The organism is Tsuneonella sediminis (genome assembly GCF_051912845.1).
Classification (GTDB): Bacteria; Pseudomonadota; Alphaproteobacteria; order Sphingomonadales; family Sphingomonadaceae; genus Tsuneonella; species Tsuneonella sediminis.
In genome coordinates, this window is the sequence record NZ_JBNCBU010000001.1 from 814,831 (window position 1) to 841,567 (window position 26,737).

Sequence of the window (26,737 nt, forward strand, 5' to 3'; positions counted from 1 at the left end):
CCGTTCTTATTTCAAAAGCGGTTGCCCTTGGGAAATCCGGTCGGCGGCAGGCGTCCGGCTGCGCCGCGGGCGACCTTCCACTGCCAGATGTCGGTTTCGGTTCGAGTGCGGCCGCTTTCTCCGCCCATCGTCCAGCTCAGCCCGTCCTCGAGCCTGAACGTCGTCGCGTCACTCAATCCCCCGTCGCGATAGCGCTGGAGGGTGACCCCCTGACCGCGACCGAGGATGGGCAGTTCTTCGAGGTGGAAGACCACGAGCTTGCGGTTGTCGCCGACGACCGCGACGTGGTCGTGCTCGGGCGCGATCTCGCGCACCGCGGCGACCTTCTGGCCGGGCTTGAGATTGACGACCTGGCGGCCCTTGCGGGTCTCTGCGAGCAACTCGTCGGTGACTGCTGCAAACCCTTTCCCGCTCGTCGAAGCGAGCAGGAGCTGCCCCTTCGGCTTGTGGATCAGCGCTGCTACGACGGTCGCTTCCGGGTCGATATCGATCATCGTGCGCACTGGCTCGCCGAAGCCGCGGGCGCCGGGCAGCTTGTCCGCGCCCAGCGTGAAGAAGCGTCCGTCATCGGCGGCGAGCAGCAGCTTGTCGGTGGTTTGCGCGTGCAGCGCGAACGCAGGGCCGTCGCCTTCCTTGAACTTCCAGTCCTGGTCGAGCGGTACATGACCCTTCGCCGCGCGGATCCAGCCGCGCTGCGAAAGGATTACCGTCACCGGTTCTTTCTCGATCATCGCGTCGGGATTGAATTCGACCGTCGGAGCGGCCTCGGCAATCGTTGTACGTCGGGCGCCCAGCTTCGTGTCGGGGCCGTATTCCTTTCGCAGGGCCTCGAGGTCGCGGCGCAGGCGTGTCCTCTGGCGTGCAGGCGAGCCTAGGAGCTTTTCCAGGTCCTCCTGCTCCTTGATGAGTTCGTCGCGCTCTTGCCGCAGTTCCATTTCCTCGAGCTTGCGCAAGGACCGCAGCCGCATGTTGAGGATCGCCTCGACCTGCCGGTCGGTCAGCGAGAACTCGGCCATCATCACCGGCTTTGGCTCGTCCTCGGTGCGGATGATCTCGATCACCCGGTCGAGGTTGAGGTAGGCGACGATGTACCCTTCGACGAGTTCGAGCCGCTTCGCGATCTGGTCGAGCCGGTGGCGGCTGCGCCGCTGGAGGATGTCGATCTGGCTGGCGATCCAGTGGAGCAGGACCTCCTTGAGCCCCATGACCATCGGCGTGCGGCCGGAATCGAGCACGTTCAGGTTGAGGCCGAACCGCGTCTCGAGGTCGGTCAGCTTGTAGAGGCTTTCCTTGAGCAGTTCGGGGTCCACGTTGCGGCTGCGCGGCACGAAGACGATGCGCACCTGCTCGTCGCTTTCATCGCGAACGTCCTCGAGAATGGGCAGCTTCCGATCGGCGATCAGCTGGGCAACCTGCTCGATCAGCTTGCCCTTCTGCACCTGGTAGGGGATTTCGCTGACGACGAGCTGCCACTGCCCCCCGCCGAGCCGCTCGATCCCGCTCTCGCGGTCCTCTGCCTTGTCGGCTTCGGCGGCATGGAAACGCGCGCGCATCCGAAAGGACCCGCGCCCGGTTTCGTACGCTGCGGCGATCGTCTCGGGGCTGTCGACGACAAGGCCGCCGGTGGCGAAGTCGGGACCCCGGAACAGCTCCATCAGCCGGGCCTGCTCGGCATGCGGGTTGTCGATCAGTTCGAGCGTGGCGTCGATCACCTCGGCGACGTTGTGGCTCGGGATGTTGGTCGCCATGCCGACAGCGATCCCGCTCGATCCGTTGGCCAGCAGGTTGGGGAACAGGCCGGGAAATATCTCGGGCTCCTGCTCCTCGCCGTTGTAGGTCGGGGCGAAGTCGACCGTTCCTTCGTCGAGACCCTGCATCAGCAGCATCGCGGTGCGCGTGAGCCGCGCCTCGGTATAGCGGTAGGCCGCGGCGTTATCGCCGTCGATGTTGCCGAAGTTGCCCTGTCCCTCGACCAGCGGATAGCGCAGGGCAAAATCCTGCGCGAGCCGGACCATCGCGTCGTAGACGCTGGCATCTCCGTGCGGATGGTACTTGCCGATGACGTCGCCGACCACGCGCGCGCTCTTCTTGAAGGCGTCGGTGGGGTTGAGTTTCAGTTGCCGCATCGCCCACAGCAACCGGCGGTGGACCGGCTTCAGCCCGTCGCGCAGATCGGGCAGCGAACGCGCGGTGATCGTGGACAGCGCATAGACCAGGTACCGTTCGGACAGCGCGCTGTCGAACGGCGCGTCGACGATCGCGTCGAACGGGTCTTTCTCGGCTTCGATGAGGTCTGCCATGCCCCTCGCCCTAGCAGCGGCACAGGCAGGCGCTCAACGGCGGAACGTCTCGCTATCCCCACACGTATGGTGGGGGAAGGAGACTGCCACCATGCCAAAACGCGTACTGATCGTAGCGACCAACGGTTTCGAGCAATCGGAACTCGATAAACCGAGGGCCAACCTCGAAGCCGCGGGCTTCGAAACCGTGGTCGCCAGCCTCGAGGACGGGGAAATCAAGGGTTGGGACAACAAGGACTGGGGAACGCCGGTCAAGGTCGACGTCACCGTCGAGGAGGTCAGCGCCGGTGACTATGATGCCCTCATGCTGCCGGGTGGCCAAATGAACCCCGACATCCTGCGCATGAACGAGACCGTGATCGATCTGGTCGAGGACTTTCACGACGCGGGCAAGCCGATCGCGGCGATCTGCCATGCGCCCTGGCTGCTGATCGAGGCCGACATCGTGGATGGTCGAACCGTGACCGGGTGGCCCTCAGTGCGGACCGACCTCGAGAACGCGGGCGCGAACGTCGTCGACCAGGAGGTCGCGATCGACGGGAACCTCATCACCAGCCGCAATCCCGACGACATTCCGGCGTTCAGCGAGGCGCTGATCGCCGCACTCGAGGACGAGCAGGTCCCCGAAGACGCCTGACGTTCCCGGCGCGATTGGGCGAAGGAAGGCCCCGCCCGGTCAGGGGCGGGGTCTTTTTCCGTCTAGCGCCTCAATCCTTCTTCTTTTCCGCCGCGATCCAGTCGCGAACGCGGCGCTCCAGCAGCACGAGCGGGAGCGATCCCCCGCCGAGCACCGCGTCGTGGAAGCCGCGGATATCGAACTTGTCTCCCAGCGCCCGCTCGCCTTCGGCGCGCAGGTCGAGGATCCTGTTCATGCCGATCTTGTAGCTTGTCGCCTGACCGGGCCAGACGATGTACCGACGCACCTCGTTGCGGATCGTCTCGAGGTTCTGGGGCGAATTTGCCGTGAAATACGCAATCGCCTGGTCCTCGGTCCAGCCCTTGGAATGAACCCCGGTATCGACGACCAGCCGGATTGCCCGCCAGAGTTCCGAACTCAGGCGGCCGAAATCCGAGTAGGGATCGGTGTAGGTGCCGGGAATCTCCTTGGCGAGGCGCTCGGAATACAGGCCCCACCCTTCCGAGAAGGCGCCGTAGCCGGCCTGCGTCTGGAAGGTCGGAACCCCCTCCAGTTCCTGGGCGATCGATATCTGCATGTGATGGCCGGGCAGCCCCTCGTGGTAGGCGATCACCTCGAGCATGTTCTTCGGCATCGCGCTCATGTCCGAAAGGTGGGCGTAGTAGACGCCCGGCCGCGAACCGTCGGGCGTTGCCGAGCGGTAGTGCTGCGCGCCCCCTGCCTGTTCGCGAAAAGGCTCGACCCGCCTGACCTCCAGCGGGGCCTTGGGAAGAAGCCCGGAGAACTGCGGAAGCTTGCTCTCGATGTTGTCGATCGCTGCCTTGGCCGCGTCGATGTACATCTGCGCGCCCTCGTCGCCCTGCGGGTAGTAGTTCGCAGGATCAGTCTTCACATACTGAAAGAAGGCATTGAGGTCGCCCTCGAAGCCGACCTTGTCCTTGATCGCTTCCATCTCGGCGTGGATGCGCTTCACGTCGTCAAGCCCGATCCGGTGCACCTCGTCGGGCGTCAGGTCGGTGGTGGTCGACGCCGCGAGGCGGTGTGCGTAGTAGGCTTCGCCATTGGGCAGCGCGCCCACTCCGGTTGCCACCGTGGGAGCGTTCGGCCGGTCTGCGGTCAGGAACGCGACCAGTTGTTCGTACCCGTCCTTGTAGCCCCCCTCCAGCGCAGCCTCGAGCTGCCCGCGCATCGTGTCTGCCTGCCCGGCGTTGATGGCGCCCTTCTCGACAAGGCGGGCGATCTTGGCCTTGCCGTCCTGCCACAGCGCGTTGTCCGCTCCCCCGTCGAACGGCGCGCCGGACTTGAGCTTCGTCGCCTCGGCGATGACGGTGTCGTAGGCGAAATAGGGCGGGCGCACGCCATTGGCCGCCCGCGACCGTGCGATGTCGACCAGCTGCCCGATCGCCCGGCCGACCGCGCTGACGCGCGAAATATAGTCGTTCATGTCCTGCGCGGTGTCGACCCGGTGCTGCGAGATCAGCAAGGTCGGCAAATAGGCATGGATGCCCTGCATCTGGGTGAAGACGTACCCGCTGTCGCGCCACTTCGCGCTGCGCGCCGCCTGTTCGTATTCGTATTTCCACAGATCGTAGGAAAGCCGGTCGGCGGCGTTAAGCGAGGCGTAGTCGAAGGTCCGCTCCATCTCCTCGACCGAGGCCTTCTGCCACGCCAGCTGGCGATCCTGCGCGGCGAGCGAGAAATCGTCGATTTCGCCATAGCGCTCCTTGCGGCCCAGGCTCGTCAGGGTCAGCGGGCTGTCGAGGACCTGCTCCTCGTACTTCGCCTCGAACCAGGCGCGCAGCGCGGCGTTGTTCGACGCGGTCGCGGTATGCGCCGCGTGGTCTTCGGCTTGCAGCGGTGCCGCCGGCGCGACGATTGCGAGCGGAGCGGCGGCGATCAGGAAAGCAAAGGCGTAGCGCATGTGGACAGTCCCCGTAAGCAGCTGGATGCCGGCCACTCCTAGCCGTTTGTGCGCGAGTACGAAGATTCTTTTCCGCAAACGCCCGTTCAGATCCGGCGAGCGTCGTGGCTGTCGGGCGGCACCCGCACGGCCAGCCCGTCGAGATCGGCGGTCAGGTCGATCTGGCACGAGAGGCGGCTCGTCCGACAGGCGTTCGCGGCAAGATCGAGCATGTCCTCTTCCGCTTCGCTGGCGGCGGGCAGGCGGTCGAACCAGGCCGGGTCGACTATCACGTGGCAGGTGGAACACGCCATTTGGCCCTCGCAGGTCCCTTCCAGCGGGAGGCCTTTCGCCTGGCCGAGGCGCAGCAGGTTGTCACCGGGCGCGCCCTCGGCCGTGACGCGGGAACTGTCAGGCGCGGTGAATTCGATCCGGATCATTGCCGGTCGGCCGCTGCATTGATGCTTGCAGCCCCCTCCTCGATCTCCTCGAGCGTCGTGTACCGGCCGAAGCCCAGGCGGATCGAACTCTTCGCCGCGCGGTCGGACAGGCCGATCGCCTTGAGCACGTGGCTCGGCCGGCCCGAGCCGCTGGCGCAGGCCGAGCCGGCCGAGAACATCACCGACCGGCACTCGCTCATCAGGCGGTTGACGTCGAGGCCACCCGCTTCCGTGGACCGGCGAATGTTGAGGTTGCCGTGCCAGCGCGCCTCGGCGCTGCCGTTGAGTTCCCAATGGGAGAAAAGCTCGCACGCACGGCTCCATAACGCCTCCACGTGCTCGGCATCGGCGACCATCCGATCCCTCGCCACCGCCGCGGCAGCGCCCATCCCGGCGATCAGCGCGGGCGAGAGCGTGCCGGAACGCAGGCCGTCCTCCTGCCCGCCGCCGGTCTGCACTTCGCTGAGGTCGACCCCATCGCGCACCCACAGCGCGCCGACGCCCTTGGGGCCATGGAACTTGTGCGCGCTGATCGCGATCATGTCGGCGCCGGTGACCTCGATCTTGCCATAGGCCTGCACCGCGTCGCACAAGTAGAGCGCGCCGGCTGCCTTAGCCTTGCGATGCCAGTCGACCGTCGGCTGGATCGTCCCGATCTCGTTGTTGACCTGCATCACGCAGACCAGGCGCGTGTCGGCTGGAAGGTCCTGGTCGACGCCGCACTGGCCCGACCTGGCGACATTCAGGTGATGTACCCGGCCCGCGTCCGCGGCCGTGTCGAGTACCGCCGCGTGCTCTGTCGCGGAGACGGAGACCGATCCGCCTTTCCCCGACCCGCGAACGGCGAGGTTGATCGCCTCGGTCCCGCCGGAGGTGAAAATCACGCGCCCTCCCGGCGGCAGTAGCGCTGCCACCTGCTCGCGCGCGAGGTCGATTGCGGCTTTCGCCATCCGGCCCATCCTGTGCGCGGAGTGGGGGTTGCCGAACCCCTCTCCGCCCGGCCCGTCGAGCCATCGCAGCATCGCCTCGCGCGCCTCGGGCGCGAGGGGGGTGGTGGCCTGATAGTCGAGGTATATCATGCGGCGGTCCGGCCGTCCCTGGCCATGCCGAGCCAGGTCTCGCAGAAACGTTCGACCTCCTCCCGGGTGGTGGTCCAGCCGAAACTTACCCGGATCGTGCGGTCGGCGATCTCGGCGGGGACGCCCATCGCGGCGAGGACATGGCTGCGCTTCATCGTTCCGGACGAGCAGGCCGAGCCCTGACTGATCGCGATGCCCGCCATGTCGAACCGCATGAGCTGGGCCTGCGCGGACAGGGCCGGCATCGCGAATGCGCGGATATAGGGCGTGGGATCGGACAGGAGATCGGAAATCCACTGGCCTCCCAGCGCACGCACCTCGGCCGCGAACGGCTCCAGCGGCTCGAGCACGCCCGGGTCGATGTAGGGATCGCCGCACGCCTCGAGCGCCGCGGCCATGCCAAGCACAGCGGGCAGGTTCTCCGTTCCCCGCCGGTACCCCCGCTCCTGTCCCCCGCCCGGGTGGAGCATCGCGAAATCCCTGACCAGCAACGCGCCGATCCCCACCGGTCCGCCGAACTTGTGCGCCGATACGATCGCCATGTCCGCCATCTTCGGCAGCGCAAACTTGCCGGCGCTCTGCGCGCAGTCGACGAGCAGCAACCCGCCGTTGTCATGCACTACTTCCGCGGCGAAGCCGATATGCTGACGGTTGCCGGTCTCCGAGTTGACGTGCTGGACCGCGACGAGCGACCGGTTCTCGGGATCGTCGACGAGAAGCTCCGAGGGCGCGCTTTCTGCCGAAAGCGCCAAGAGGTCGGCCGCCCCGTCGGGCCGCACGGGCAGCGTCCATTCGGGCCGGTCGCCGCGCAGGACCGCATCGTGCTCGACGGCCGAAGCAATATCATGCACCGTGTTCGCGGTCTCGATGGCCAGTTCCGCTGCCTCGCTCGCGCCGGAGGTGAAGATTACCTCGCCATCCCACCCGAGCGCGACTCTTATTCGCTCGCGCGCGTCCTCGAGCGCGGCGCGCGCCCGGCGTCCCTCGGCATGAGGGCTCGACGGATTCGCCCACAGCGCGAAGCCCTGCTCCATTGCCGCGCGCGCCTCCGGGCGCAGCGGGGTGGTGGCGGCGTGATCGAGGTAGATGCGCTTGAGATCAGTCACGATTGCGATTTTGCCATTGGCGCCTATATAGCCGCGCACCCGCGGGGCGCTATGGGGCCGGCGAAAGTATTCCTTTCGCAGGTTCCCTTCAGCGCCGCAGCGCAGCCATCTATCCAAGGTCGTTTCATGCCCTCAGTGATCTTTCCCGGCCCCGAAGGCCGCCTCGAAGGCCGCTTCAGCCCCGGGCCCCGCCCCCGTGCCCCGGTCGCGATGATCCTCCACCCGCACCCGCACGGCGGCGGGACGATGAACGATCGCATCGTCCAGCGGCTCTACAAGACCTTCGTCGACCGCGGGTTCGCCACCCTGCGGTTCAACTTCCGCGGCGTGGGCCGCAGCCAGGGCAGCTTCGACAACGGTGTCGGTGAACTGTCCGACGCGGCTTCCGCGCTCGACTGGGTCCAGACCGTCCATCCCGAGGCGCAGACCACGTGGGTCGCCGGCGTGAGCTTCGGCGCACTGATCGGCATGCAGCTGCTGATGCGACGCCCCGAGGTGCGCGGGTTCATCTCGATCTCGGCCCCGGCGAGCATGTACGACTTCACGTTCCTTGCCCCCTGCCCGGCGAGCGGCATCTTCGTTCACGGCGCACAGGATACCGTCGTCCAGCCGAGTTCGGTCACCAAGCTGGTCGAGAAGCTGCGCACCCAGAAGCACATTACGATCCATCACGACGAGATCCCGCGGGCCAACCATTTCTTCGAGCACGAGCTCGACGAGATGATGCTGTCGGTCGACAACTATCTCGATTTCCGGCTTTCGCCGGACTGTCCGATCCGCTGACTATCGCGCACTGACGGTCCGCGAGGTGGTCGCCATACACCCGCGAACGAAAGCCCTTGCTTCAGATATGTAATGTTGTAACATCTTTCATCAGGTGAGAGGAGATGTTCGCATGGCCTATATCGATCAACGCAACCTGCGCGACCGCCCGGGGGCCGTCGCCGCGGTCGTCGCGATCCACGCGGTGGTGGGATACGCGCTGGTGACCGGCCTCAGCTTCGAACAGGTCGTCGACACGGTGAAGAACCCGGAAGGCATTTTCGTGCCGGATGTCGAGCTGCCTCCGCCCACCGAGCCTGACCCGGTGGTCGAACCCGAACCATCGCTCGTATCCCCGCCAATCCATGCTCCCACCCCGCCGCTCGAACTGCCGTCTGCCCGGCCGCCGGTCGACAGCTCGCCGATCATCGTGCAGTTGCCCGACCTCGTCCCGTTCGTCGCGCCCAAGCCGACGCCGAGCGCCTCGGCCTCCGCGAAAGTCGATCCGGTTCCAGCCCGGCCGCGGGGCGATCCGGGCCGCTGGGTGACGGTTGACGACTACCGCTCGAGCTGGATCGCCCGCGAATGGACCGGTGTTGCGCGTTTTCGTGTGGATGTCGGCGTAAATGGCCGGGTCGAGACCTGCACGATCACCTCTTCGAGCGGCCACGCCGAGCTCGACAGCGCGACCTGCGCGCTGATTGCGCGTCGCGCACAGTTCGAGCCGGCGAAGGATGCCAGCGGTGCTCGGATCCCCGGCGTCTATGCGAGCGCTGTTCGCTGGGAACTGCCTGAATAAGGGGGATCAGTCCCGACCCGTCTCCGGGTCGGTCGCCGTCCCGAGCTGCCCGACCGGCGAGCGCCCGGCGCCGTCTGGCAGCGTCCAGATCGCGACATTGACCATGGCTATCGCCGCGAGGACGAGCATCAGCAGCGCCTTCTGCCGCATGCCCGGCTTCCTCCACAACCAGATTGCTCCGCCGATAAGGGCGAAGGTCGCGAGGACGAGGATCGAGAGGACCGTGGACAGCATCGCTGCGCATTAGCGCCAACCGGGTGCGTGGAACAGCCCGCCCCCCTGCTGGTTCTTGCCCTGAACGGGCGGGCTGTCCGCCCCCATCCCTCGGAGCGCATCGATGAGCATTTTCGGCAAGATCAGGGACGCCATCTTCGGCAAGGACCGTCCAGCGCCAGCGCCCTCGCCCACCATCGACACCACCCAGTCCCCCGGCAATCCGCCCCCCAGCCCCGAACCGAGCGAGAGCGCGGCAGTGGGCGTCATCGATGTCGAGAACAACCTCGACAACATGCCCGGCGCCGACCGGCTCAATTGGCGCACTTCGATCGTCGACCTGATGAAGCTCATCGGGGTCGATTCCGATTACGAAAGCCGCAAGGCCTTGGCGCAGGAGATGGGCCGGACCGACTATTCGGGCACCGCCGAGGACAACGTATGGCTCCATCGGCAGGTTATGAACGAACTAGCTCGCAACGGCGGACAGGTGCCGGCCGAATTCATCGATTGAACAATTTGACTTGGTGCCTCGCGGCTTCCTAAGCCCGGGGCATGGAGTCGCACTTTCAGATCACCCGCCGTCAGGCCCTTGCCGGCATTGGCAGTACTTCCGCCATCGCGCTTTCTGGATGCGCCACGATCGCGCCAAGGGAAGGTCCGGGGTCCCCGTCTGCGCTCCTCGAGGACATCGCCTGGCGCCTCCTCGACCACAACCCGACGAGCGCGACCGCGCTGGGCCTGGACGTGGGTCCCCATGCAGAAATGAGGGGAAAACTGGGCGATCGCTCGGCCGCGGGTGATCGTGCGCTCGCGGGTCTCCTGAAGGCCGATCTCGCCCGCGTTCGGGCGGTCGATACCGCCACGCTCGATCCTGCCACGCGGACCAGTTTCGAAGTCGTCGACAGTGCCTATTCCACCGCGCTCGACGGCCTGGCCCTGCCCTATGGCGATGTCTCGGTCGGCGGCTGGCGCAATTCGCCCTATGTCGTGATCCAGAATGTCGGGGGATACATTGATTTCCCCCGGTTCATGACCGCCACGCACCCCGTCCGCGACGCGGCCGATGCAGAATATTACCTCGACCGGCTGTCAGGTATTCCCGCCCAGCTCGACGGCGAACTCGAACGCCTGCGTGCGGCGCGCGCGATGGGGGTGGTGCCGCCGCGCTTCCTGCTCGACAAGGCGATTGCCTCGATGAGGAATTCGATCGCAGACGCGCGGAGCCGCACCGGTGCCTACGTTGACGGACTGACGAGCCGTTCGGGTGCGATACCCGGCAACTGGGGTGAGCGGGCCTTTGCCCTATCCTCGGGACCCATTGCCGCCGCACTCGAGCGCCAGCTCGCCGAACTCGAGGCCGAACGTGCCGTGGCCGACACGGATCCCGGGGTCTGGAGCCAGCCCCGGGGCGACGAGTGGTATGCCTGGGCCCTTCGGGCCGCGACCACGACCCGGCTTTCGCCCCGCGAAATCCACGCAATCGGCCTTGCCGAACTCGAGGAAATTCACGCGCGGATGGACCCGATCCTGGTCAGGCTCGGCTATCGCGACGGGCCGGTGGGCCAGCGGATGAAGGCGCTCGGCGAGGACCGGCGGTTTATGTTCTCCGAAGGCGACCCCGGCCGGGCGGAGATCATGGAATTCCTTCAGCAGCGGCTCGACTGGATCAAGGCGCAGATGCCGCGCGCATTCGAACGCATGGTCGATCCCAACATAGAAATCCGCCGCCTTCCCACGGCGGAGGAGCCGGGCGCGCCTAATGCCTATGGCGGCGCAGGCAGCAAGGACGGAAAGATCCCGGGCCGGATGTGGATCAATCTCCACACGACCGATCTTCACCGGACCTACACCCTCCCCACGCTGCTGCACCACGAGGCGATCCCTGGACACGTGTGGGAAGGCGAATATTCCAACCAGCTTCCCACGATCCGCTCGATGCTGGCGTTCGGCGCCTTCTCGGAAGGCTGGGCGCTATACGCGGAACAGCTTGCCGACGAACTCGGCGCCTATGTCGACCATCCCGAATGGCAGCTGGGCTACCTGCAGGACCAGGCCTGGCGCGCATGCCGCCTCGTCGCCGACACCGGCCTTCACCACATGCGCTGGACCAGGCAGCAGGCGCTCGACCTGTTCGTCGAGCGCAACGGCAGCAATCCGCTGGAGATGGCAAGCGAGGTGGATCGGTACTGTTCGTGGCCGGGCCAGGCGTGCTCGTACAAGATCGGACATACCGCGATCGTGCGCGAGCGCGCCCGTGCGCAGACGGCGCTCGGCGGCCGCTTCGATGTAAAGGCCTTCAACCAGGCGATCGTCGACGGCGGCAACGTACCGATGGACGTGCTGACGAAGACAGTGGACCGGTATATCGCCAGGGCGCGCGGCTGAACCACGCGCCGCCGGGACAGGGCTGCCGTGGTCACGGAAGCACGATAGTTCAGGGCCCCGGTCCGGTCTCCCGGCCGGGGCCCCCCTCTCCAACTCATCACAAGCCGTCAGGCGGCGGCTTCGGCAGCCAGGTTCGGTGCAGCATCGCGCACGCCCTGGTCGACGTGGTCCTCGAACTGAGCGAAGTTATCGACGAACAGCTGCACGAGCTTGTGCGCGGTCCGGTCGTAGGCCTCGGGGTCGGCCCAGGCCGCGCGCGGATCGAGCAGCCTCGCGTCGACGCCCGGCACCGCGACCGGAACCTCGAATCCGAAATTGGGGTCCTTGCGGAACTCGGCGTCGTTGAGGCTGCCGTCGAGCGCGGCGTTGAGTAGCGCGCGGGTTGCCTTGATCGGCATGCGCTCGATACCCTCATCGGTCGCCTTGCCGCCGGACCACCCGGTGTTGAGCAGCCAGCACTGGACGTTGCCCTTCGCGATCCGATCCTTGAGCAGGTTGCCGTAGACGCTGGGATGGCGCGGCATGAAGGGGGCGCCGAAACAGGTGCTGAAGGTCGCCTCGGGCTCGGTCACGCCGATCTCGGTTCCGGCCACCTTCGCGGTATATCCCGACAGGAAGTGATACATAGCTTGGTCGGGCGTCAACCGCGCGATCGGCGGCAACACGCCGAACGCGTCCGCTGTCAGCATGACCACGTTCGACGGGGGTGGCCCCATATTGTCCTTGCTGGCGTTGGGGATGAATTCGATCGGGTAGGCCCCGCGGCTGTTTTCGGCGAGCGAGTTGTCGTCGAAGTCGAGCTCGCCGTTTTCGTCCATCACCACGTTTTCGAGGACCGTGCCCCGCATCTTGGTGGTGGCATAGATTTCGGGCTCGGCCTCGGGAGAGAGGCGAATCATCTTGGCGTAGCAGCCGCCCTCGAAATTGAAGACGGCGGTATCCGACCATCCGTGCTCGTCATCCCCGATCAGGGTTCGGCTGGCGTCGGCCGAAAGCGTGGTCTTGCCGGTCCCCGACAGGCCAAAGAACACTGCGGTCTTGCCGTCTGCGCCGATGTTCGCGCTGCAATGCATCGGCATCACGCCCTGCGTTGGCAGCAGGTAGTTGAGGATGCCGAAGACGCTCTTCTTCATCTCACCGGCGTACTTCGTCCCGCCGATGAGGATCAGCTTTTCCGACAGGTTGACCGCGATCACCGTCTCGCTGCGGGTTCCGTGACGCGCAGGGTCCGCCTGGAAGCTCGGCAGGTCGATGATGGTGTATTCGGGCGTGAAACCTTCAAGCTCCGCAGCACTCGGGCGGACCAGAAGCGTGCGGATAAAGAGGTTGTGCCACGCAAGCTCGTTTATCACCCGCACATTGACGCGGTGCTCGGGTTGCGATCCACCAAACAGGTCGGCGACGTAGAGCGTGTCCCTATCCTTCAGGGCGGCCATGAAATCGGCCTTGAGGGCGGCGAAATGCTCGGGCGTCATCGGCACGTTGACCTTGCCCCAGTTGACCGTGCTTTCGGTCTCGGCGTCGCGGACGATGAACTTGTCCCTGGCGCTGCGCCCGGTGTGCTTTCCCGTTTGCACGACCAGCGCACCGTCCTTCGCCAGCCGGCCTTCGCCGTTGGCCAGCGCGGTTTCGATTAGCGCATCGGTGCCGAGATTGGCCTCGATGCGGGCGGGCGTCTCGATGCCCTGCGCGGACAGCGGGTGAGCGAGGGCAACGGTCACTTCTATCTCTCCATTTCCGTAAAGGAATTCCTGTCGCCGGAGCGCTGCTTCGCAGTGCGCGTGCATACGAATGCGCGGGCCGATACCTGGCCAATAGTAGGCAATCCGGTTCGCGTCAAACGTGCCCGGAAAGCCAACTGGTGCGGGAAGAGAAGTGTGGCCCTCCGCCGCACTCAATGGCGCGTTGCCGTTGGCGGCGGGAGTCGCTAGTCCGATGGAATGCACGCCGATGCCACCGAAACCGGTAACGTCCCGGACGCGCGGGCGGATCGCACCACGATTGCGCTTGTCGACGATGACCGCAACATCCTCACCACCGTATCGATCGCCCTTCAGGCCGAAGGCTTCGCCACGCGCGTCTATTCCGACGGCGAAGCGGCTTTGAAGGCAATCAGCGAGAACCCGCCCGACTTCGGTGTATTCGACATCAAGATGCCCCGGATGGACGGGATGGAACTTCTGCGCCGGGTCCGCGCCCGGCACCCCGCCCTGCCCATCATTTTCCTGACCAGCAAGGACGACGAGCAGGACGAGGAAGCCGGCTTCGAGATGGGCGCCGACGACTACATCGCCAAGCCTTTCAGCCTGCGTCTGCTGATCGCCCGGATCCGCGCCATCCTGAAGCGGAGCGGAGCGGTCGATTCGCTCGACCCTGGAGCCAGCGCGGCAGAGCCGGGACCAGTCATCGAGCGAGGCCGGCTCAGGATGGACCCGGCCCGCCACCAGGTCACGTGGGAGGACCGTCCGGTATCGCTCACCGTCACCGAGTTCCTCATCCTCGAGGCGCTGGCCCAGCGGCCTGGCGTCATCAAGAGCCGCAACCAGCTGATGGACGCAGCCTACCCCGACGACGTGTTCGTCGACGACCGGACGGTCGACAGCCACATCAAGCGGATGCGCCGCAAGTTTCGCAGCGTGGATCCGGACTTCAGTGCGATCGAGACACTCTACGGCGCGGGCTACAGCTTCGCCGATGGCTGAGGCCTTTTCTGATGACCCGGACGGCTGACCCGCCAGCGGCGCTGATGCATTTCACGCCCGGCCGGCGTCTGTCGCTCACCCCGCGCATCCTGATCATCAACCTGCTGCCGCTGCTGCTTCTGGGCGGCGGGGTGTTCTACCTCGACAGCTACCGCAAGCAGCTTCTCGACGAGCGCTACAAGCTCGCCCGGGTCGAGGCGCAGATCACCGCCGAAGCGCTCGCCGGGGCAAGCAGGGAGCGCCAGGAGGCCCTGCTCATCCAGATCGGCAAGGAACAGAAGATGCGCCTGCGCATGTTCGACGCCGAGGGCAACCTGTGGGCCGACAGTTTCCAGCTCGCCGATCCCAGCTTCGCCTTCGACCGACCCGGCGACGAGACCTGGCAGGAAAACCTTGCCCGGTGGATGGACCGCGCGGTCGACACCGTCGTGGGCGCCGATCCGATCGCGGATTACGTCGAGCCGGACAATCCCGACGCCGACGCATGGCCCGAACTCAAGCGCGCGCGAGAAGAGAACCTGACCCAGATCCAGTTGCGCGATGCGAGCGACGGGACCCCGGTGATCAACACGGCCGCGCCGGTCGGCCTCCTGGGGGCGACCCTCCTCACCACGCGCAACGCTGTGGACATCACCCAGCAGGTACGCGAGGCCCGCAGCACGCTGATCATCGCGGTGCTGCTCGCCCTGTTCATGTCGACGCTGCTGTCACTCTACATGGCGCGCACGATCGTCAGCCCGCTGCGGATGCTGGCCAATGCGACCAACCGGGTCAGGCAGGGCCGCGAGCGCCAGGTCGAGGTGCCCCGCCTGCCGATGCGCCGCGACGAGATCGGCCAGCTCGCCCGCGCGATTGCCGACATGACCGACACGCTGCGCCAGCGCATCGACGCAGTCGAGCACTTCGCCGCCGATGTCGCCCACGAGATAAAGAATCCGCTCGCCAGCTTGCGCAGCGCGCTTGAATCGCTGGCGCAGGTCGAGGACCGCGAGTTGCGCAGCCAGTTGAACGCTATCGCGGCCCATGACGTGCGACGAATAGACCGGTTGGTCAGCGAGATATCCGAGGCAAGCAGGATCGACGCCGAACTGAGCCGGGCGACGTTCGAGCGGATCGACCTCGTCGCGCTGGCACAGAACATCGTCGGGCGCCGGGACACCCGCGCCGAAAACGCCGATCACCCGGTCGTCATCACGCGGCCGGCAGGCGGTGCCCATGTGCTCGGCGTGCCGGTTCGGCTCGAGCGGGTGATCGACAACCTGCTCGACAACGCGGTCTCTTTTTCCCCGCCCGGAACGCCGATCGAGGTGACGATCGATCGGGCCGACCGGCTGGTGACGCTCGCGGTCGGCGATCACGGGCCGGGCATTCCCGAGGAAGCCCGCGAGAAGGTCTTCCGCCGGTTCCATTCGGATCGCCCCGAGGAGGAAGGATTCGGCCAGCACAGCGGCCTGGGCCTCGCGATCGCGCGCACCATCGCCGAAGCACACGACGGCACGCTGATCGCCGAGCCGCGCGGCGACGGGGCCTCGGGCGCCAGCATGGTCCTGACCTTGCCCGACGCGGACGCGCAACGCCGATGACGCCGGCCGGCACCGCGCTGCACCAGGCGACCGCGGTCGCGATCGGATGCCGCGCGCTGCTCGTCGAAGGGGCGCCGGGGTGCGGCAAGACGACGCTGGCACTGACGCTCATCGACCGCGGGGCGACGCTGATCGGCGACGACGGCGTCAGGCTCTACACCGAGGCGGGCGTACTCCATGCCGCTCCTCCCCGGGCGACGGCAGGGCTTATCGAGGTGCGGGGGGTCGGGATCGCCAGCCTTCCCACGACGAGCGCCCCGGTCGCGCTCGTGCTGCGGTCGAACGAGGTCATGCCGCGCTTCGTCGACGGGGTCGGCACGATCGACCTTGCGGGTTGCCTGGTGCCGGTCCTGGCGTTCGATCTGCGCGGACCCGCCGCGGCCCTGCGCGCCGAGTATGCGCTGGCAATGCACGGATTGTCCCCCGGCGCGACGGCTTGAAGCACGCCCCTTTCCAAACATTCTGGCAGGCTGCACAACCGGGCGAATGGACGACGATTCCGCCTCCGCCCCCGGCAAGCAGCGCGTGGTCCTGGTCACCGGCCTTTCCGGCGCGGGCAAGACCACCGCGCTGAGGGTGCTGGAAGACCTCGGGTGGGAGGCGATCGACAACTTCCCTATCCGCCTTCTCGAAAGGTTGATCGGAGCCGAGGCCGCCAGTCGGTCGGATCCCGGAGGGGAGCCGCGTCCGCCGCTCGCGGTGGGGTTCGATTCGCGCACCCGCGGCTTCGTTCCGCAGAACATCATCGCCCGCTGGAAAAAGCTTTCCACCCGACCGGACATCGATCTCACGACGCTGTTTCTCGACTGCACCAGCGCCGAGCTCGAGCGCCGATACAACGAGACCCGACGGCGTCACCCGATGGCCCAGGGCCGGCCGCTCATCGAAGGCATCCAGGCCGAACGCGAGCTTCTCGACCCGCTTCGCCGCTGGGCCGAGGCCGTGATCGACACCAGCGCACTCACCTCGAGCGACCTGCAGCAGGCGATCCGCGACCGTTTCGCCGAAGCCCCTGCAGACGCGATGACGGTCACCGTCGCGAGCTTCGGTTTCGCGCGCGGGATGCCGCCGCTTGCCGACCTCGTGTTTGACATGCGCTTCCTCGACAACCCGCATTGGGACCCGGACCTTCGTCCGTTGACCGGTCTCGATCAGCCGGTCTCGGACCGCATCCGGCAGGATCCCGCCTGGGACGAGGCGTTCGGCCGGATCCGCGATCTTCTCCTCATGCTGCTTCCCCGCTATGCCGAACAGGGCAAGACCTACGTGACGGTCGCGTTCGGATGCACGGGCGGCCGGCACCGGTCGGTCCACACCGCCGAGGCCATCGCGCGGGCCTTGCGTGACGGTGGATTTTCCCCCACTGTCGTTCACCGCAACCTGGGTTCGCGCGCCGCAGACCAGCTCGAAGGGCAACCGCAGGCATGACGACCCCGCAACACGGCGGCGACCGCGAACGGCGCGGCGCCGCGGAACTTTCTCGCAGGCAGAGCATCCCAGTCACATGATCGGATTGATCCTGGTCACCCACGGCCGTCTGGCCGAGGAATTCGTCAGTGCGATGGAGCACGTCGTCGGACCCCAGGAGGGGATCGAGACGATCTGTATCGGCCCGCACGACGACATGGAGAAACGGCGCGAGGAGATCGCGGCAGCGATCGCCGAGGTCGATACGGGGGCCGGCGCAATCGTGCTGACCGACCTTTTCGGCGGGACCCCGTCCAACCTTGCAATCTCGCTTCTCGAGGCGGGGCGTGTCGAGGTTATTGCGGGGGTCAACCTGCCGATGCTCATCCGCCTCGCCGGAGCCCGCAAGGCGATGGACGTGACCGCCGCGGTTTCAGCCGCGCGCGATGCGGGCAAGAGCTACATCACCATCGCATCCGAGTTCCTGGCGACCGGGTCGTGCGACAGGAAGAAGGCCGCGCAGTGAGCCGGGGACGATGAGCGAAGCGCGCCGGACCTGCACCATCGTCAACCAGCGCGGACTCCATGCAAGGGCAAGCGCCAAGTTCGTCAATGCGGTCGCCGCGCTGCCCGAAGGCTGCTCGGTTCGCCTGGCCAAGGACGGCAATGAGGCGGTGGGCGGGTCGATCCTCGGCCTGATGATGCTCGGGGCTGCCAAGGGTGACAACGTCGAGGTCATCGTCGCCGGCAACGATGCCGAAGACGTGCTCGACCAGCTCTGCGCAATGATCGACGACGGCTTCGGCGAAGACTGATGGACCGATCCGGCCGGCGAACGATTACCGGCTTCTCCAATCCGACGGTAAAGGCGCTCCGCGCCTTGCGCGACAAGAAGCACAGAAAGCGGGAGCGGCGCTTTCTTGCAGAGGGGCTGCGCCTGCTGACCGATGCGCGCGAGTGCGGGCGGGTGCCCGAAACGCTGGTGATGGCCGAGGCGCGCGACCCGCATCCCCTGCTAGCCGCGCTCGAGGCCGATGTCCTCGCCGCGGGCGGCGACGTGATCGAGACGAGCACGGAAATCCTCGGCAAGATAACCGGCAAGGACAATCCCCAGGCGGTTGCGGGGGTTTTCGCCGAATTCGACACCTCGTTGTCCGCGATCGACCGGTCGGCCGCGCCGATCTGGCTCGTCGCCCAGGCCCTGCGCGATCCGGGCAATCTGGGCACGATGCTTCGGACCGGCGATGCCGTGGGTGCGGGCGGGCTTATCCTGATTGACGATTGCGCCGATCCTTTCTCGGTCGAGGCAGTGCGGGCAAGCATGGGCGCAGTGTTCACGCAGGCAATCGCACAGGCCGGCTGGGACGAGTTTACGGCTTGGCTCCGCGGCGGAGTTGGACAGCTTGTCGCGGCCTCCCTGCGCGACGCGGTGCCCTATCGCGGCGCGCCGTATGCCGCGCCGTGCTTCGTCCTCGTCGGCAACGAATCGCGGGGTCTGCCAGAACCGTACGAGAACGCCTGCGACCTGCGCGTCACGATGCCGATGAAGGGCCGCGCCGACAGCCTCAACGCCGCGGTCGCGGCCGCGGTGCTCGCGTACGAGGTGCTGGCAACGCTGGAGGGTTGAGCTGGCGTCAGTCGCCGGCGACCAGGCTGGTGAAGCTCCACTTGCCGTCGCGGCTCGATGCGAGGAGGCGGTACCCGGCAATCGGCCGCAGCTTGTCCGCGGCGATGAATCCCACCATTCCGTCCGTCGTCTTGACCTGGTGGAACTCCGCATCGGGCTTGAAGCTCCCCACAAGCGTGACCGCATCCCACGAAATCGGGGCAATCACCCGCCCGCCCGCGTCTGCGGTTTCGCGTAAGGGTACATTCTCGCCCATGACGATGATCGAATTCAGTACGTCGAGATCGCCGAAATCCTGCGCGAAATACCACGGCAGGGTTATGCCCCCGTCACTCCTCTTCGCGCAGCCGAGCGTTGTCAGCGTGGCCAGTTCGTCCCACAGATCGTATGCCGGATCGGCGAGCCGCTTTCGCAGTTCGGCGGTGCCCGAACCCCCGCCGAAGTCGAGCTTGATATCCGTCGCCGCCATCGCGATCAATGCGTCCGCGTCGCGCGCGGAGACAGCCCTCTTAAGCGCCCCACGGAATTCCTCGGATCCCTTCACGGTGCCGCATTCGTCTCGCGGGGCGTAAGGACCCTTGGCGAGCCGGGGCGGTGCAGACCCCTCGACCCGTTCGACGACCTTGTCAGCTGCCTTGCTGATCGCTTCCGACGGAGCGTTCTCCTGGCTGCAGGCAGCCAGAGCGACCGGAAACAGGGCAAGGGGGACAAGTCGTTTCATGCGGGATCCAGTAGCGACCTGAGTGCAAGAGATGCAACTCAGTCGTCCGCGACAGGCTCCGGCAATTCGCCCGGACCCTCGACGTAGCGGGGCGCAGCCTCGACAAGCGGAATGTCCTCTATCTCGCGCTTGCCGATCTCGATGCCCTTGTCCCTCAGCCGGCGCCCGGCCGACAGCACGTTGCGCTCGAAGCTGCCGACGAACTTGTTGTAGTTGTTGACCGCCGTCTCAAGTCCGCCGCCGACGCGCTTCATGTGCTCGGCGGCGACCGCCAGCCGATCGTAAAGTTCCGCGCCCGCCCGGCCGATCTCGACCGCCTCGCGGGCGATGGTGTCCTGCCGCCAGACCTGAGCGACCGTCCGCGCGATCGCCACGAGGTTCGTGGGAGTCGCCAGCAGCACCTTGTTGCGGAAGGCAAAGTCCCACAGCTCGGGATCGTGTTCGAGTGCCGCGGCGACGAAATGCTCGCCGGGCACGAACATCACGACATAGTCGGGCGCCTCGTCGAACTGGCTTTGGTAGCCCTTCGCGCCGAGCGTCTGGACGTGGCTTCGCATCGACTTGGCGTGCTGGTCGAGGTGCCGCCTGCGCTCCTCCTCGTCGTCGGCCTCGAACGCCGCCTGGTATGCGTTGAGCGACACCTTGGCGTCGATCACCAGCTTCTTCTGCCCCGGCACACGCACGATTGCGTCGGGTCGCAGCCGGCCGTCCTCGGTATCCATCGAGTGCTCGAGGTCGAAGTCGGTGTGCTCGGACAGCCCGCACTGTTCCAGCACGTTTTGCAGCGCACGTTCGCCCCAGCGGCCGCGCGCCTTGGGCGCGTTGGTGAGCGAATTGCCGAGCCGCGCCGCTTCCCGCCGGACCTCTTCCTGCCCTGCGCGCATCGCCTCGATCATCCCGGCGAGCTGGCCGAAGGCATCGACCCGCTGCTTCTCGAGCGTCTCGACCTGCGTCTCGTAGGCCTTGAGCCGGTCCCCCACGGGCTGGAGCAGCGCGGCGATAGCCTCCTTGTTCGCCTTCTCGGCGTGATCGAACCGTTCGCCTGCGCGGGCGAGGAACATTTCCTGCGCCTTGCCCAGCACCTGCGCACCGGTGTTCTCGAATTCCTTGAGCAGCTTCTCGCGGCTTTCCTCGAGCAGCCTTTTTTGTTCGGCGAAGCCCGCCGCCTTCGCCTTGAGCGCGGTCAGTTCCTCTCGCGCGGCATCAAGCGAAGCGGCCAGCGAATCGGCGCGTCCCGCCCGCTCGCTCATCGTCGCAAGTTCCGGAACAATGCGCGCGAGCTTGTCGGCAAGGTCCCTTGCCTCGGCATCGCGCTCGCCATGGCGCGCTTTCCAGTCTGCGACCGGGCGCGAACCGACGAACCAGCCGAATGCTCCTGCCAGCAGCACGGCGACGATGATCAGGATGATCGAGAGAGGTTCCATACTGGGGAACATAGGCGGAACGTGGGACGTAGGAAAGACTGCTGCGGAACTATCCACCGACCTTGCGCGCTAGTGGGCAGAAGGAGACAGATCCCATGTCGATCAAGGAAATGATCCGCGAGCATCCGGCGGTTGGCGAGAATTTCAACGAGCAACTCGCCGAGGCGGTGAAGCACGCGATGTATTGTGCCGCGATCTGCAACTCGTGCGCCGACGCTTGCAGCGCCGAGGAAATGGACATGGCGCGCTGCATCCGCCTGTGCATGGATTGCTCCGACGTGTGCACGATGGCCTACCGGGTCGCCTCGCGCCGGACCGACGAGAACCGCCAACTCATCCGCAGCGTGCTCGCCGTCTGCATCGAGGCGTGCGAAACGTGCGCCGAGGAATGCGAGAAGCACGACAACGCGCACTGCCGCCGGTGCGCCAAGATGTGCCGCGAATGCTCCGAGGATTGCCGCAAGGCGCTCGCCGATCTGAACCGCGAGGTCCATGCCGACGGGGAGCGCGGCACGGTCGAGCACGGCGCCGTGTAAGCGCGGCCCGGTTCAGGTCCGACCCGTCAGGCGGCCTGCCGCAGCTTCTGCAGCTTCTTGAGCGCCATCTGCCGCTTCAGGCGGCTGAGGTGATCGATGAACAGGATGCCCTCGAGGTGATCCATCTCGTGCTGGATGCAGGTGGCCATCAGCCCTTCCATCTGCTCCTCGTGCACGTTGCCTTCCAGGTCCTGCCAGCGGACGCGGCAGGTCGCCGGGCGATCGACGTCGGCGAAGATGTCGGGCACCGACAGGCAGCCCTCCTGGTAGGTCGCCAGTTCCTCTGCGGGGTCGAGGATCTCGGGGTTCACGAAGACCCGCGGTTCTTTCTTCGTCGGCTGGTGATGATGGTGGTGCCCGTTATGGTTGCATGGCTCGGGCTCGGCATCCGGGTCTTCGGGCTGGAGATCGATCACCAGCACGCGCTTGGGCACGCCGACCTGGATCGCGGCAAGGCCAATGCCCGGCGCGTCGTACATCGTCTCGAACATGTCATCGACCAGCGTCCTGAGTTCATCGTCGAACGCGGTGACGGGCTCTGACACGGTCTTCAGACGGGGGTCGGGAACTTCCAGGATTTCGCGGATTGCCATGGAGCGCAAATAAGCACGAACCGGCTGAACGGCAAGTGATCAGCCGACCGGGCGGCGCGCCCTCAGCGCCTGGGCGAGCGTGCCCTCGTCAAGATAGTCGAGCTCGCCGCCGACCGGCAGGCCGTGGGCGAGTTGGGTGATGCGCACCGGCCGCCCCTCGAGCCGTTCGGCGATGTAATGCGCAGTCGTCTGCCCCTCGAGAGTGGCGTTCATCGCAAGCAAGACCTCGTCGATCCCGCCCTTCGAAACACGGTCGATCAGCGTGCCGATCGCGAGGTCTTCCGGCCCCACCCCGTCGAGCGCGGAGAGCCGCCCGCCAAGAACGTGGTAGCGCCCGGTGAACAGCTTTGCCCGGTCGAGCGCCCAGAGGTCGGCGACGTCCTCGACCACGCACAGCGACCGCTGGTCGCGGCGCGGATCGGCGCAGATGCTGCAGGGGTCCTGCGTGTCGACGTTGCCGCATGTCCCGCACTCGACCAGCTTGTCCTGCACTTCCTGCAACGCGGAAACGATCTGGCGCAGCGCGGTCTCGCGGCGCTTGACGAGCCACAGGACGGCGCGGCGCGCGCTGCGCGGGCCGAGGCCGGGCAGCTTCGCCAATGCGCCGCTCAGCGCCTCGATCTCTTGCGATGCCATGGGGCGGGAGATAGTGGCTGCCCTCTCCCCGCGAAAGGTTGGACCCACCGGTTATGCGCATCGTCTTCATGGGAACGCCGGCCTTCGCGGTGCCGACGCTCGCCGCGCTTCACGAAGCGGGGCACGAGGTGGTTGCCGCCTACACCCAGCCGCCGCGCCCGTCCGGCCGGGGCAAGAAGCTCCAGCCGAGCCCGGTGCAGGCGGAGGCGGAAATCCGGCACATCCCGGTGAGGTGTCCGCCCTCGCTCAAGGCGCCCGAGGCGCAGGCCGAACTCGCCGCGCTCGCACCCGACCTCGCGGTGGTCGCGGCCTACGGATTGATCCTGCCCCGGGCCGTGCTCGATATCCCGAAGCAGGGATGCCTGAACGTCCATGCCAGCCTCCTGCCCAAGTGGCGCGGTGCCGCGCCGATCCAGCGCGCGATCATGGCCGGCGACGCGGTCACCGGGGTCACGATCATGCGGATGGAAGCGGGACTCGACACAGGTCCGATGCTCGCGACCGCGCGAACCCCGATCGAGGACAAGACCGCGGGCGAACTGACCGAGGAACTGGCCGAGATCGGCGCGCAGCTCATGGTCGGTACGCTGATCGACCTCGCCGCTCTCCATCCGGTCCCTCAGGACGATGCCGAGGCAAGCTACGCTCGCAAGATCGACAAGGCCGAGGCGAAGATCGACTGGACCCAAGGCGCCGAGGCGATCGAACGGCAGGTTCGCGGCCTCGCGCCGTTTCCCGGCGCGTGGTTCGAACTCGACGGCGAGCGCATCAAGGTCCTGAAAGCCGAGATCGTTGCGCGCGAGGGCAAGGCGGGCCTGACCCTCGACGACGGAATGACGATCGCCTGCGGCTATGCGGCGATCCGGCCGGTGCGCCTTCAGCGGGCAGGCAAGCCTGCGATGGACCTCGGCTCGTTCCTCAACGGCAAGGCGGTGCCCGCGGGAACGCTGGTCGGGTGACGCGCTTCGCCCTGACCCTCGAATTCGACGGCACGCCGTTCTTCGGCCTCCAGCGGCAGGCCAGCGGTCCCAGTGTGCAGCAGGCGGTCGAGGAGGCAGCGCACGCTGTCACGGGCGAACAGGTGACGATGCACTCCGCGGGCCGGACCGACACTGGCGTCCACGCGCTCGCCATGCGCGCGCACATCGATGTCGAGAAGGCGATCGGGCCGTTCCGGCTGATGGAAGCATTGAACGCCCACCTTCGCCCCGACCCGATCGCGGTCATCGCGTGCGAGGCGGTGTCCGGAGACTGGCACGCGCGCTTCAGCTGCGTTGGTCGATCCTACGAATACCGGATCGCAAACCGCCGCGCGCCACTGACGCTGGAAAAGGATCGCGCATGGCAGGTCGCCCAACCGCTCGACGCGGGCGCGATGCATGACGCCGCCCAACCGCTCGTCGGCCGGCACGACTTCACCACCTTCCGCTCGGTCCAGTGCCAGGCAGCGAGCCCCGTCAAGACGCTCGACCGGCTCGACGTGCGGCGGGAGGGCGAACATGTTATTGTCGAGACGGCCGCGCGCAGCTTCCTGCACCACCAGGTGCGCAGCATGGTGGGCTGCCTAGCGCTGGTCGGCATGGGGCGTTGGCGTGTGGAGCAGGTTGCCGAAGCGCTGGAGGCGCGCGAACGGCAGGCGCTCGGCCTCAATGCTCCGCCGCACGGGCTTTACTTCGTGAAGGCGGAATATCCGGGAGAGGCCTAGCCATCCGGCGCTCACCCGCCTAGCAACGGTTGCAATCCGAAACCTTGGGAGAAATGGATCATGGCGACCACCGGCAAGCAGCTTTTCACCACCCTTGCCCCGGACGGCACGCTGACGCTTGAAATCGTCGACACCGAGTTCCGCGAACCCACGGGCAACCAGGTCCTCGTCAAGATGGAAGCCGCGCCGATCAACCCTTCCGATCTCGCGATCCTGACCGGCGCGGCCGATTTCGAGAACGCCGAGTACTCAACCGGCAAGGTCGTCGCCAAGATGCCGGAACCGTTCAACAGCGGCCAGAAGGCGCGCCACGGGAAGCGGCTGCCGGCGGGCAACGAAGGGGCGGGCACAGTCGTCGCCGCCGGGGACAGCGACATGGCCAAGGCGCTGATGGGCCAGCGCGTCGCCTGCGTCCCGGGCAGCGCCTACGCCCAGTATGCCATCGCCGACGCGGCGATGTGCCTGCCGCTCGGCGATCACAGCGCCGAAGCCGGCGCATCGAGCTTCGTCAACCCGATGACCGCGCTCGGCTTCGTCGAGAACGCGAGGATCGACGGCCAGGAGGCTATCCTCCACACCGTCGGCGCGTCGAACCTCGGCCTGATGCTCAACCGCATCTGCCTCGAGGATGGCCTGAAGCTGGTCAATATCGTGCGCAAGGAAGAGCAGGCGAACCTGCTTCGGGACGAGGGCGCCGAATGGGTCGTCGATTCGTCTAGTGGCGATTTCATGGCAGCCTTGCGCGAAGCGATCGACGCGACGGACGCGTTCTACGGGTTCGACCCGATCGGCGGCGGAACCATGGTCGACAGCTGCTTCAAGGCGATGGAGCAAGTGGCCGTTTCGAAGATGACCGAATATTCGCGCTACGGGTCGAACCAGCCGAAGCGCATGTTCATCTATGGCCGGCTCGACTTTTCGCCGACCACGCTGACCCCGTCCTACGGTTTCGGCTGGACGCTGTCGGGCTGGCTCCTGACCCCGTTCCTGCAGATGGCGGGCATGGAAACGACGGCGCGCATGCGCCAGCGCGTGCTCGACGGGCTGACCACGACCTTCGCCAGCCACTACAAGACCAAGGTCGACCTCGATGGCATGCTGACGAAGGAAGCGATCCTCGACTACCGCAGGATGAAGACCGGCGAGAAATACCTCGTCACCCCATGGGGTTGAAGGGCCGGCGTCCGTCGAAGCAGTGCTGAATGGCGGCGGGGTCGACGATTCCTGCCGCCAACAGCAATTGTAAGAGAATGCGCGCTTTTTGCGGGTTGAGCGCCCGCGCGGCAACGAAACCGTTTTCCCCATCGTCGGGCTCGCGGTCGACCAGCCCCTCGTCGGTCCGGCTGGCGCGCACCACCGGGAGCCCGCGCCGGGCGAGCGCGACGAGCGCCTGCCGCGCACCGTGGGAAAAATTGCCCTCGCCTACGCCTGCCATCACGATTCCGCGCGCGGTGTCGCCGACCTGCCGTTCGACGCTCGCCGCATCGAGGCCGGCGAAGGCGTAGATGATCGCCACTTCCGGCAATGTATCGCGCCATTCGAAGTCCGCGCGCCCGCCGGACCGCCACGGCGCACCGAACCATTCGAGGCTCGAGGGCGTAACGAGGCCCACCGATTCGCGCGGAAACCCGCGGAATGCCTCGGTGCCGCGGGTGCGGACCTTGCGCACGTCGCGCGCGGCGAACACACGGTCGCCCATCACCACCAGAACGCCTCTCCCGGCGGCGTTCGCATCGCCCGCCACGCGCACGGCGTTGGCGAAGTTGCGCAGGCCATCGTAACCGACCGCGTCGGCGGGCCGCATCGCGCCGACCACCACCACCGGCTTGTCCGCCGGCAGGGTAAGGTCGAGCAGGAAGGCGGTCTCTTCCAGCGTATCGGTGCCGTGAGTGACGATGATGCCGTGGCACTCGTCGTCGGCGAGCGCTTCCGTGATCGCGAGGTGTAGCGGGTTCCACACTGCGGGACCGATGTCGGCCGAATCGATGTTGGCGATCTGCCGGCCCACAAGCTCCGCCCCGAGGCCGAGGCCCCCGACCTGTTCGAGATATTCATCGATCCCGATCTCGCCTGCACGGTAATCGTGCGCGATCGCCGATCCGGCGATCCCCGCGATGGTACCCCCGGTGGCGAGGACAGTCAGGCGCGCGCTTGTCATCGAAAGCGGCGATAGGGACAA

28 protein-coding genes are annotated in these 26,737 nt (G+C 66.7%); 16 read left to right on the forward strand and 12 right to left on the reverse strand.

The features are described 5' to 3' along the window. Positions 1-11: 11 nt before the first annotated feature. The gene (gene parC / locus ACPV3N_RS04195; protein WP_440115040.1) at positions 12-2,300 is read right to left on the reverse strand and encodes a DNA topoisomerase IV subunit A; all 2,289 of its coding nucleotides are present in this window, start codon (positions 2,298-2,300) and stop codon (positions 12-14) included. 91 nt (positions 2,301-2,391) lie between these two features. Here parC and ACPV3N_RS04200 point away from each other — a divergent pair, with 91 nt between their 5' ends. Further along, on the forward strand, positions 2,392-2,937 hold the full coding sequence (locus ACPV3N_RS04200; protein ID WP_440115042.1) for a type 1 glutamine amidotransferase domain-containing protein: 546 nt from the start codon (positions 2,392-2,394) through the stop codon (positions 2,935-2,937). Between the two features lie 70 nt (positions 2,938-3,007). Here the strand turns inward: ACPV3N_RS04200 and ACPV3N_RS04205 are convergent, their stop codons facing one another. Genes ACPV3N_RS04205 through ACPV3N_RS04220 form a run of 4 tightly spaced genes read right to left on the reverse strand, consistent with a single transcriptional unit; the run spans position 3,008 to position 7,462 of the window. After that, positions 3,008-4,894, reverse strand: a complete 1,887-nt coding sequence (locus ACPV3N_RS04205; RefSeq protein WP_440115044.1) for a DUF885 domain-containing protein — start codon at positions 4,892-4,894, stop codon at positions 3,008-3,010. Between the two features lie 50 nt (positions 4,895-4,944). Continuing rightward, positions 4,945-5,277 carry a 2Fe-2S iron-sulfur cluster-binding protein gene (locus tag ACPV3N_RS04210; protein WP_440115046.1) on the reverse strand — a complete coding sequence of 111 codons (333 nt, stop codon included), beginning with the start codon at positions 5,275-5,277 and terminating at the stop codon, positions 4,945-4,947. After that, entirely contained in the window at positions 5,274-6,356 is a 1,083-nt protein-coding gene (locus ACPV3N_RS04215) for a cysteine desulfurase family protein (protein WP_440115048.1), read from the reverse strand. The genes ACPV3N_RS04210 and ACPV3N_RS04215 overlap by 4 nt, the downstream gene beginning before the upstream one ends. Continuing rightward, on the reverse strand, positions 6,353-7,462 hold the full coding sequence (locus ACPV3N_RS04220) for a cysteine desulfurase family protein (RefSeq protein ID WP_440115050.1): 1,110 nt from the start codon (positions 7,460-7,462) through the stop codon (positions 6,353-6,355). Before ACPV3N_RS04220 ends, ACPV3N_RS04215 begins: the two co-directional genes overlap by 4 nt. Positions 7,463-7,588: 126 nt before the next feature. On the opposite strand from ACPV3N_RS04220, the gene ACPV3N_RS04225 reads away from it, so the two are divergent. After that, positions 7,589-8,245 (forward strand): alpha/beta hydrolase, encoded by a 657-nt coding sequence (locus ACPV3N_RS04225; RefSeq protein WP_259961406.1) that lies wholly within the window; start codon positions 7,589-7,591, stop codon positions 8,243-8,245. Between the two features lie 112 nt (positions 8,246-8,357). After that, on the forward strand, positions 8,358-9,023 hold the full coding sequence (locus ACPV3N_RS04230) for an energy transducer TonB (RefSeq protein ID WP_440115052.1): 666 nt from the start codon (positions 8,358-8,360) through the stop codon (positions 9,021-9,023). Positions 9,024-9,029: 6 nt separating this feature from the next. Here ACPV3N_RS04230 and ACPV3N_RS04235 read toward each other — a convergent pair whose 3' ends face one another. After that, positions 9,030-9,257, reverse strand: coding sequence for a hypothetical protein (locus ACPV3N_RS04235; protein ID WP_440115054.1), 228 nt, complete (start codon positions 9,255-9,257; stop codon positions 9,030-9,032). Positions 9,258-9,360: 103 nt separating this feature from the next. Here ACPV3N_RS04235 and ACPV3N_RS04240 point away from each other — a divergent pair, with 103 nt between their 5' ends. Together ACPV3N_RS04240 and ACPV3N_RS04245 are read left to right on the forward strand one after the other, a co-directional pair. Continuing rightward, complete coding sequence (locus tag ACPV3N_RS04240) at positions 9,361-9,750, forward strand: DUF3597 domain-containing protein (RefSeq protein WP_440115056.1); 390 nt, start codon at positions 9,361-9,363, stop codon at positions 9,748-9,750. Between the two features lie 41 nt (positions 9,751-9,791). Next, a complete protein-coding gene (locus ACPV3N_RS04245) occupies positions 9,792-11,624 on the forward strand; it encodes a DUF885 domain-containing protein (protein WP_440115058.1) in 1,833 nt (610 codons plus the stop codon). A 107-nt stretch (positions 11,625-11,731) separates the two neighbouring features. Here the strand turns inward: ACPV3N_RS04245 and ACPV3N_RS04250 are convergent, their stop codons facing one another. Next, positions 11,732-13,345, reverse strand: coding sequence for a phosphoenolpyruvate carboxykinase (locus ACPV3N_RS04250; RefSeq protein WP_440115060.1), 1,614 nt, complete (start codon positions 13,343-13,345; stop codon positions 11,732-11,734). Between the two features lie 219 nt (positions 13,346-13,564). Between ACPV3N_RS04250 and ACPV3N_RS04255 the strand changes: the two genes are divergently transcribed. The 7 genes from ACPV3N_RS04255 (at position 13,565) to ACPV3N_RS04285 (ending at position 18,943) form a co-directional block, all read left to right on the forward strand. Then, on the forward strand, positions 13,565-14,326 hold the full coding sequence (locus tag ACPV3N_RS04255; protein ID WP_440115062.1) for a response regulator: 762 nt from the start codon (positions 13,565-13,567) through the stop codon (positions 14,324-14,326). A gap of 11 nt (positions 14,327-14,337) precedes the next feature. Further along, positions 14,338-15,909, forward strand: a complete 1,572-nt coding sequence (locus tag ACPV3N_RS04260) for a HAMP domain-containing sensor histidine kinase (RefSeq protein ID WP_440115063.1) — start codon at positions 14,338-14,340, stop codon at positions 15,907-15,909. Continuing rightward, positions 15,906-16,349: an HPr kinase/phosphorylase gene (locus ACPV3N_RS04265; protein ID WP_440115065.1), complete on the forward strand. Its 444-nt coding sequence runs from the start codon at positions 15,906-15,908 to the stop codon at positions 16,347-16,349. The genes ACPV3N_RS04260 and ACPV3N_RS04265 overlap by 4 nt, the downstream gene beginning before the upstream one ends. 46 nt (positions 16,350-16,395) lie before the next feature. Continuing rightward, positions 16,396-17,337 (forward strand): RNase adapter RapZ, encoded by a 942-nt coding sequence (gene rapZ, locus ACPV3N_RS04270; protein ID WP_440115067.1) that lies wholly within the window; start codon positions 16,396-16,398, stop codon positions 17,335-17,337. Positions 17,338-17,413: 76 nt separating this feature from the next. Next, positions 17,414-17,842: a PTS sugar transporter subunit IIA gene (locus tag ACPV3N_RS04275; RefSeq protein ID WP_440115069.1), complete on the forward strand. Its 429-nt coding sequence runs from the start codon at positions 17,414-17,416 to the stop codon at positions 17,840-17,842. 10 nt (positions 17,843-17,852) lie between these two features. Beyond that, the gene (locus ACPV3N_RS04280) at positions 17,853-18,131 is read left to right on the forward strand and encodes an HPr family phosphocarrier protein (protein ID WP_440115070.1); all 279 of its coding nucleotides are present in this window, start codon (positions 17,853-17,855) and stop codon (positions 18,129-18,131) included. After that, positions 18,131-18,943 (forward strand): TrmH family RNA methyltransferase, encoded by an 813-nt coding sequence (locus tag ACPV3N_RS04285; RefSeq protein ID WP_440115072.1) that lies wholly within the window; start codon positions 18,131-18,133, stop codon positions 18,941-18,943. The genes ACPV3N_RS04280 and ACPV3N_RS04285 overlap by 1 nt, the downstream gene beginning before the upstream one ends. A 7-nt stretch (positions 18,944-18,950) precedes the next feature. Here ACPV3N_RS04285 and ACPV3N_RS04290 read toward each other — a convergent pair whose 3' ends face one another. Together ACPV3N_RS04290 and ACPV3N_RS04295 are read right to left on the reverse strand one after the other, a co-directional pair. After that, positions 18,951-19,664 carry a hypothetical protein gene (locus tag ACPV3N_RS04290; RefSeq protein ID WP_440115074.1) on the reverse strand — a complete coding sequence of 238 codons (714 nt, stop codon included), beginning with the start codon at positions 19,662-19,664 and terminating at the stop codon, positions 18,951-18,953. A 38-nt stretch (positions 19,665-19,702) separates the two neighbouring features. Then, positions 19,703-21,088 carry a DNA recombination protein RmuC gene (locus ACPV3N_RS04295; RefSeq protein ID WP_440115076.1) on the reverse strand — a complete coding sequence of 462 codons (1,386 nt, stop codon included), beginning with the start codon at positions 21,086-21,088 and terminating at the stop codon, positions 19,703-19,705. Positions 21,089-21,183: 95 nt separating this feature from the next. On the opposite strand from ACPV3N_RS04295, the gene ACPV3N_RS04300 reads away from it, so the two are divergent. After that, entirely contained in the window at positions 21,184-21,624 is a 441-nt protein-coding gene (locus tag ACPV3N_RS04300) for a four-helix bundle copper-binding protein (protein WP_440115077.1), read from the forward strand. Positions 21,625-21,650: 26 nt separating this feature from the next. Here ACPV3N_RS04300 and ACPV3N_RS04305 read toward each other — a convergent pair whose 3' ends face one another. Together ACPV3N_RS04305 and recR are read right to left on the reverse strand one after the other, a co-directional pair. Then, positions 21,651-22,217, reverse strand: a complete 567-nt coding sequence (locus ACPV3N_RS04305; RefSeq protein WP_440115079.1) for a peptide deformylase — start codon at positions 22,215-22,217, stop codon at positions 21,651-21,653. A 39-nt stretch (positions 22,218-22,256) separates the two neighbouring features. After that, the gene (recR, locus tag ACPV3N_RS04310) at positions 22,257-22,853 is read right to left on the reverse strand and encodes a recombination mediator RecR (RefSeq protein ID WP_440115081.1); all 597 of its coding nucleotides are present in this window, start codon (positions 22,851-22,853) and stop codon (positions 22,257-22,259) included. Positions 22,854-22,906: 53 nt separating this feature from the next. On the opposite strand from recR, the gene fmt reads away from it, so the two are divergent. Genes fmt through ACPV3N_RS04325 form a run of 3 tightly spaced genes read left to right on the forward strand, consistent with a single transcriptional unit; the run spans position 22,907 to position 25,731 of the window. After that, positions 22,907-23,812 carry a methionyl-tRNA formyltransferase gene (fmt, locus tag ACPV3N_RS04315; protein ID WP_440115083.1) on the forward strand — a complete coding sequence of 302 codons (906 nt, stop codon included), beginning with the start codon at positions 22,907-22,909 and terminating at the stop codon, positions 23,810-23,812. Next, on the forward strand, positions 23,809-24,558 hold the full coding sequence (gene truA / locus ACPV3N_RS04320) for a tRNA pseudouridine(38-40) synthase TruA (RefSeq protein ID WP_440115085.1): 750 nt from the start codon (positions 23,809-23,811) through the stop codon (positions 24,556-24,558). The genes fmt and truA overlap by 4 nt, the downstream gene beginning before the upstream one ends. Positions 24,559-24,618: 60 nt before the next feature. Next, the gene (locus ACPV3N_RS04325) at positions 24,619-25,731 is read left to right on the forward strand and encodes a zinc-binding dehydrogenase (RefSeq protein ID WP_440115087.1); all 1,113 of its coding nucleotides are present in this window, start codon (positions 24,619-24,621) and stop codon (positions 25,729-25,731) included. On the opposite strand, the gene ACPV3N_RS04330 is transcribed toward ACPV3N_RS04325, so the two are convergent. Further along, the gene (locus tag ACPV3N_RS04330) at positions 25,715-26,716 is read right to left on the reverse strand and encodes an asparaginase (protein WP_440115089.1); all 1,002 of its coding nucleotides are present in this window, start codon (positions 26,714-26,716) and stop codon (positions 25,715-25,717) included. The genes ACPV3N_RS04325 and ACPV3N_RS04330 overlap by 17 nt on opposite strands. Positions 26,717-26,737 lie beyond the last annotated feature (21 nt).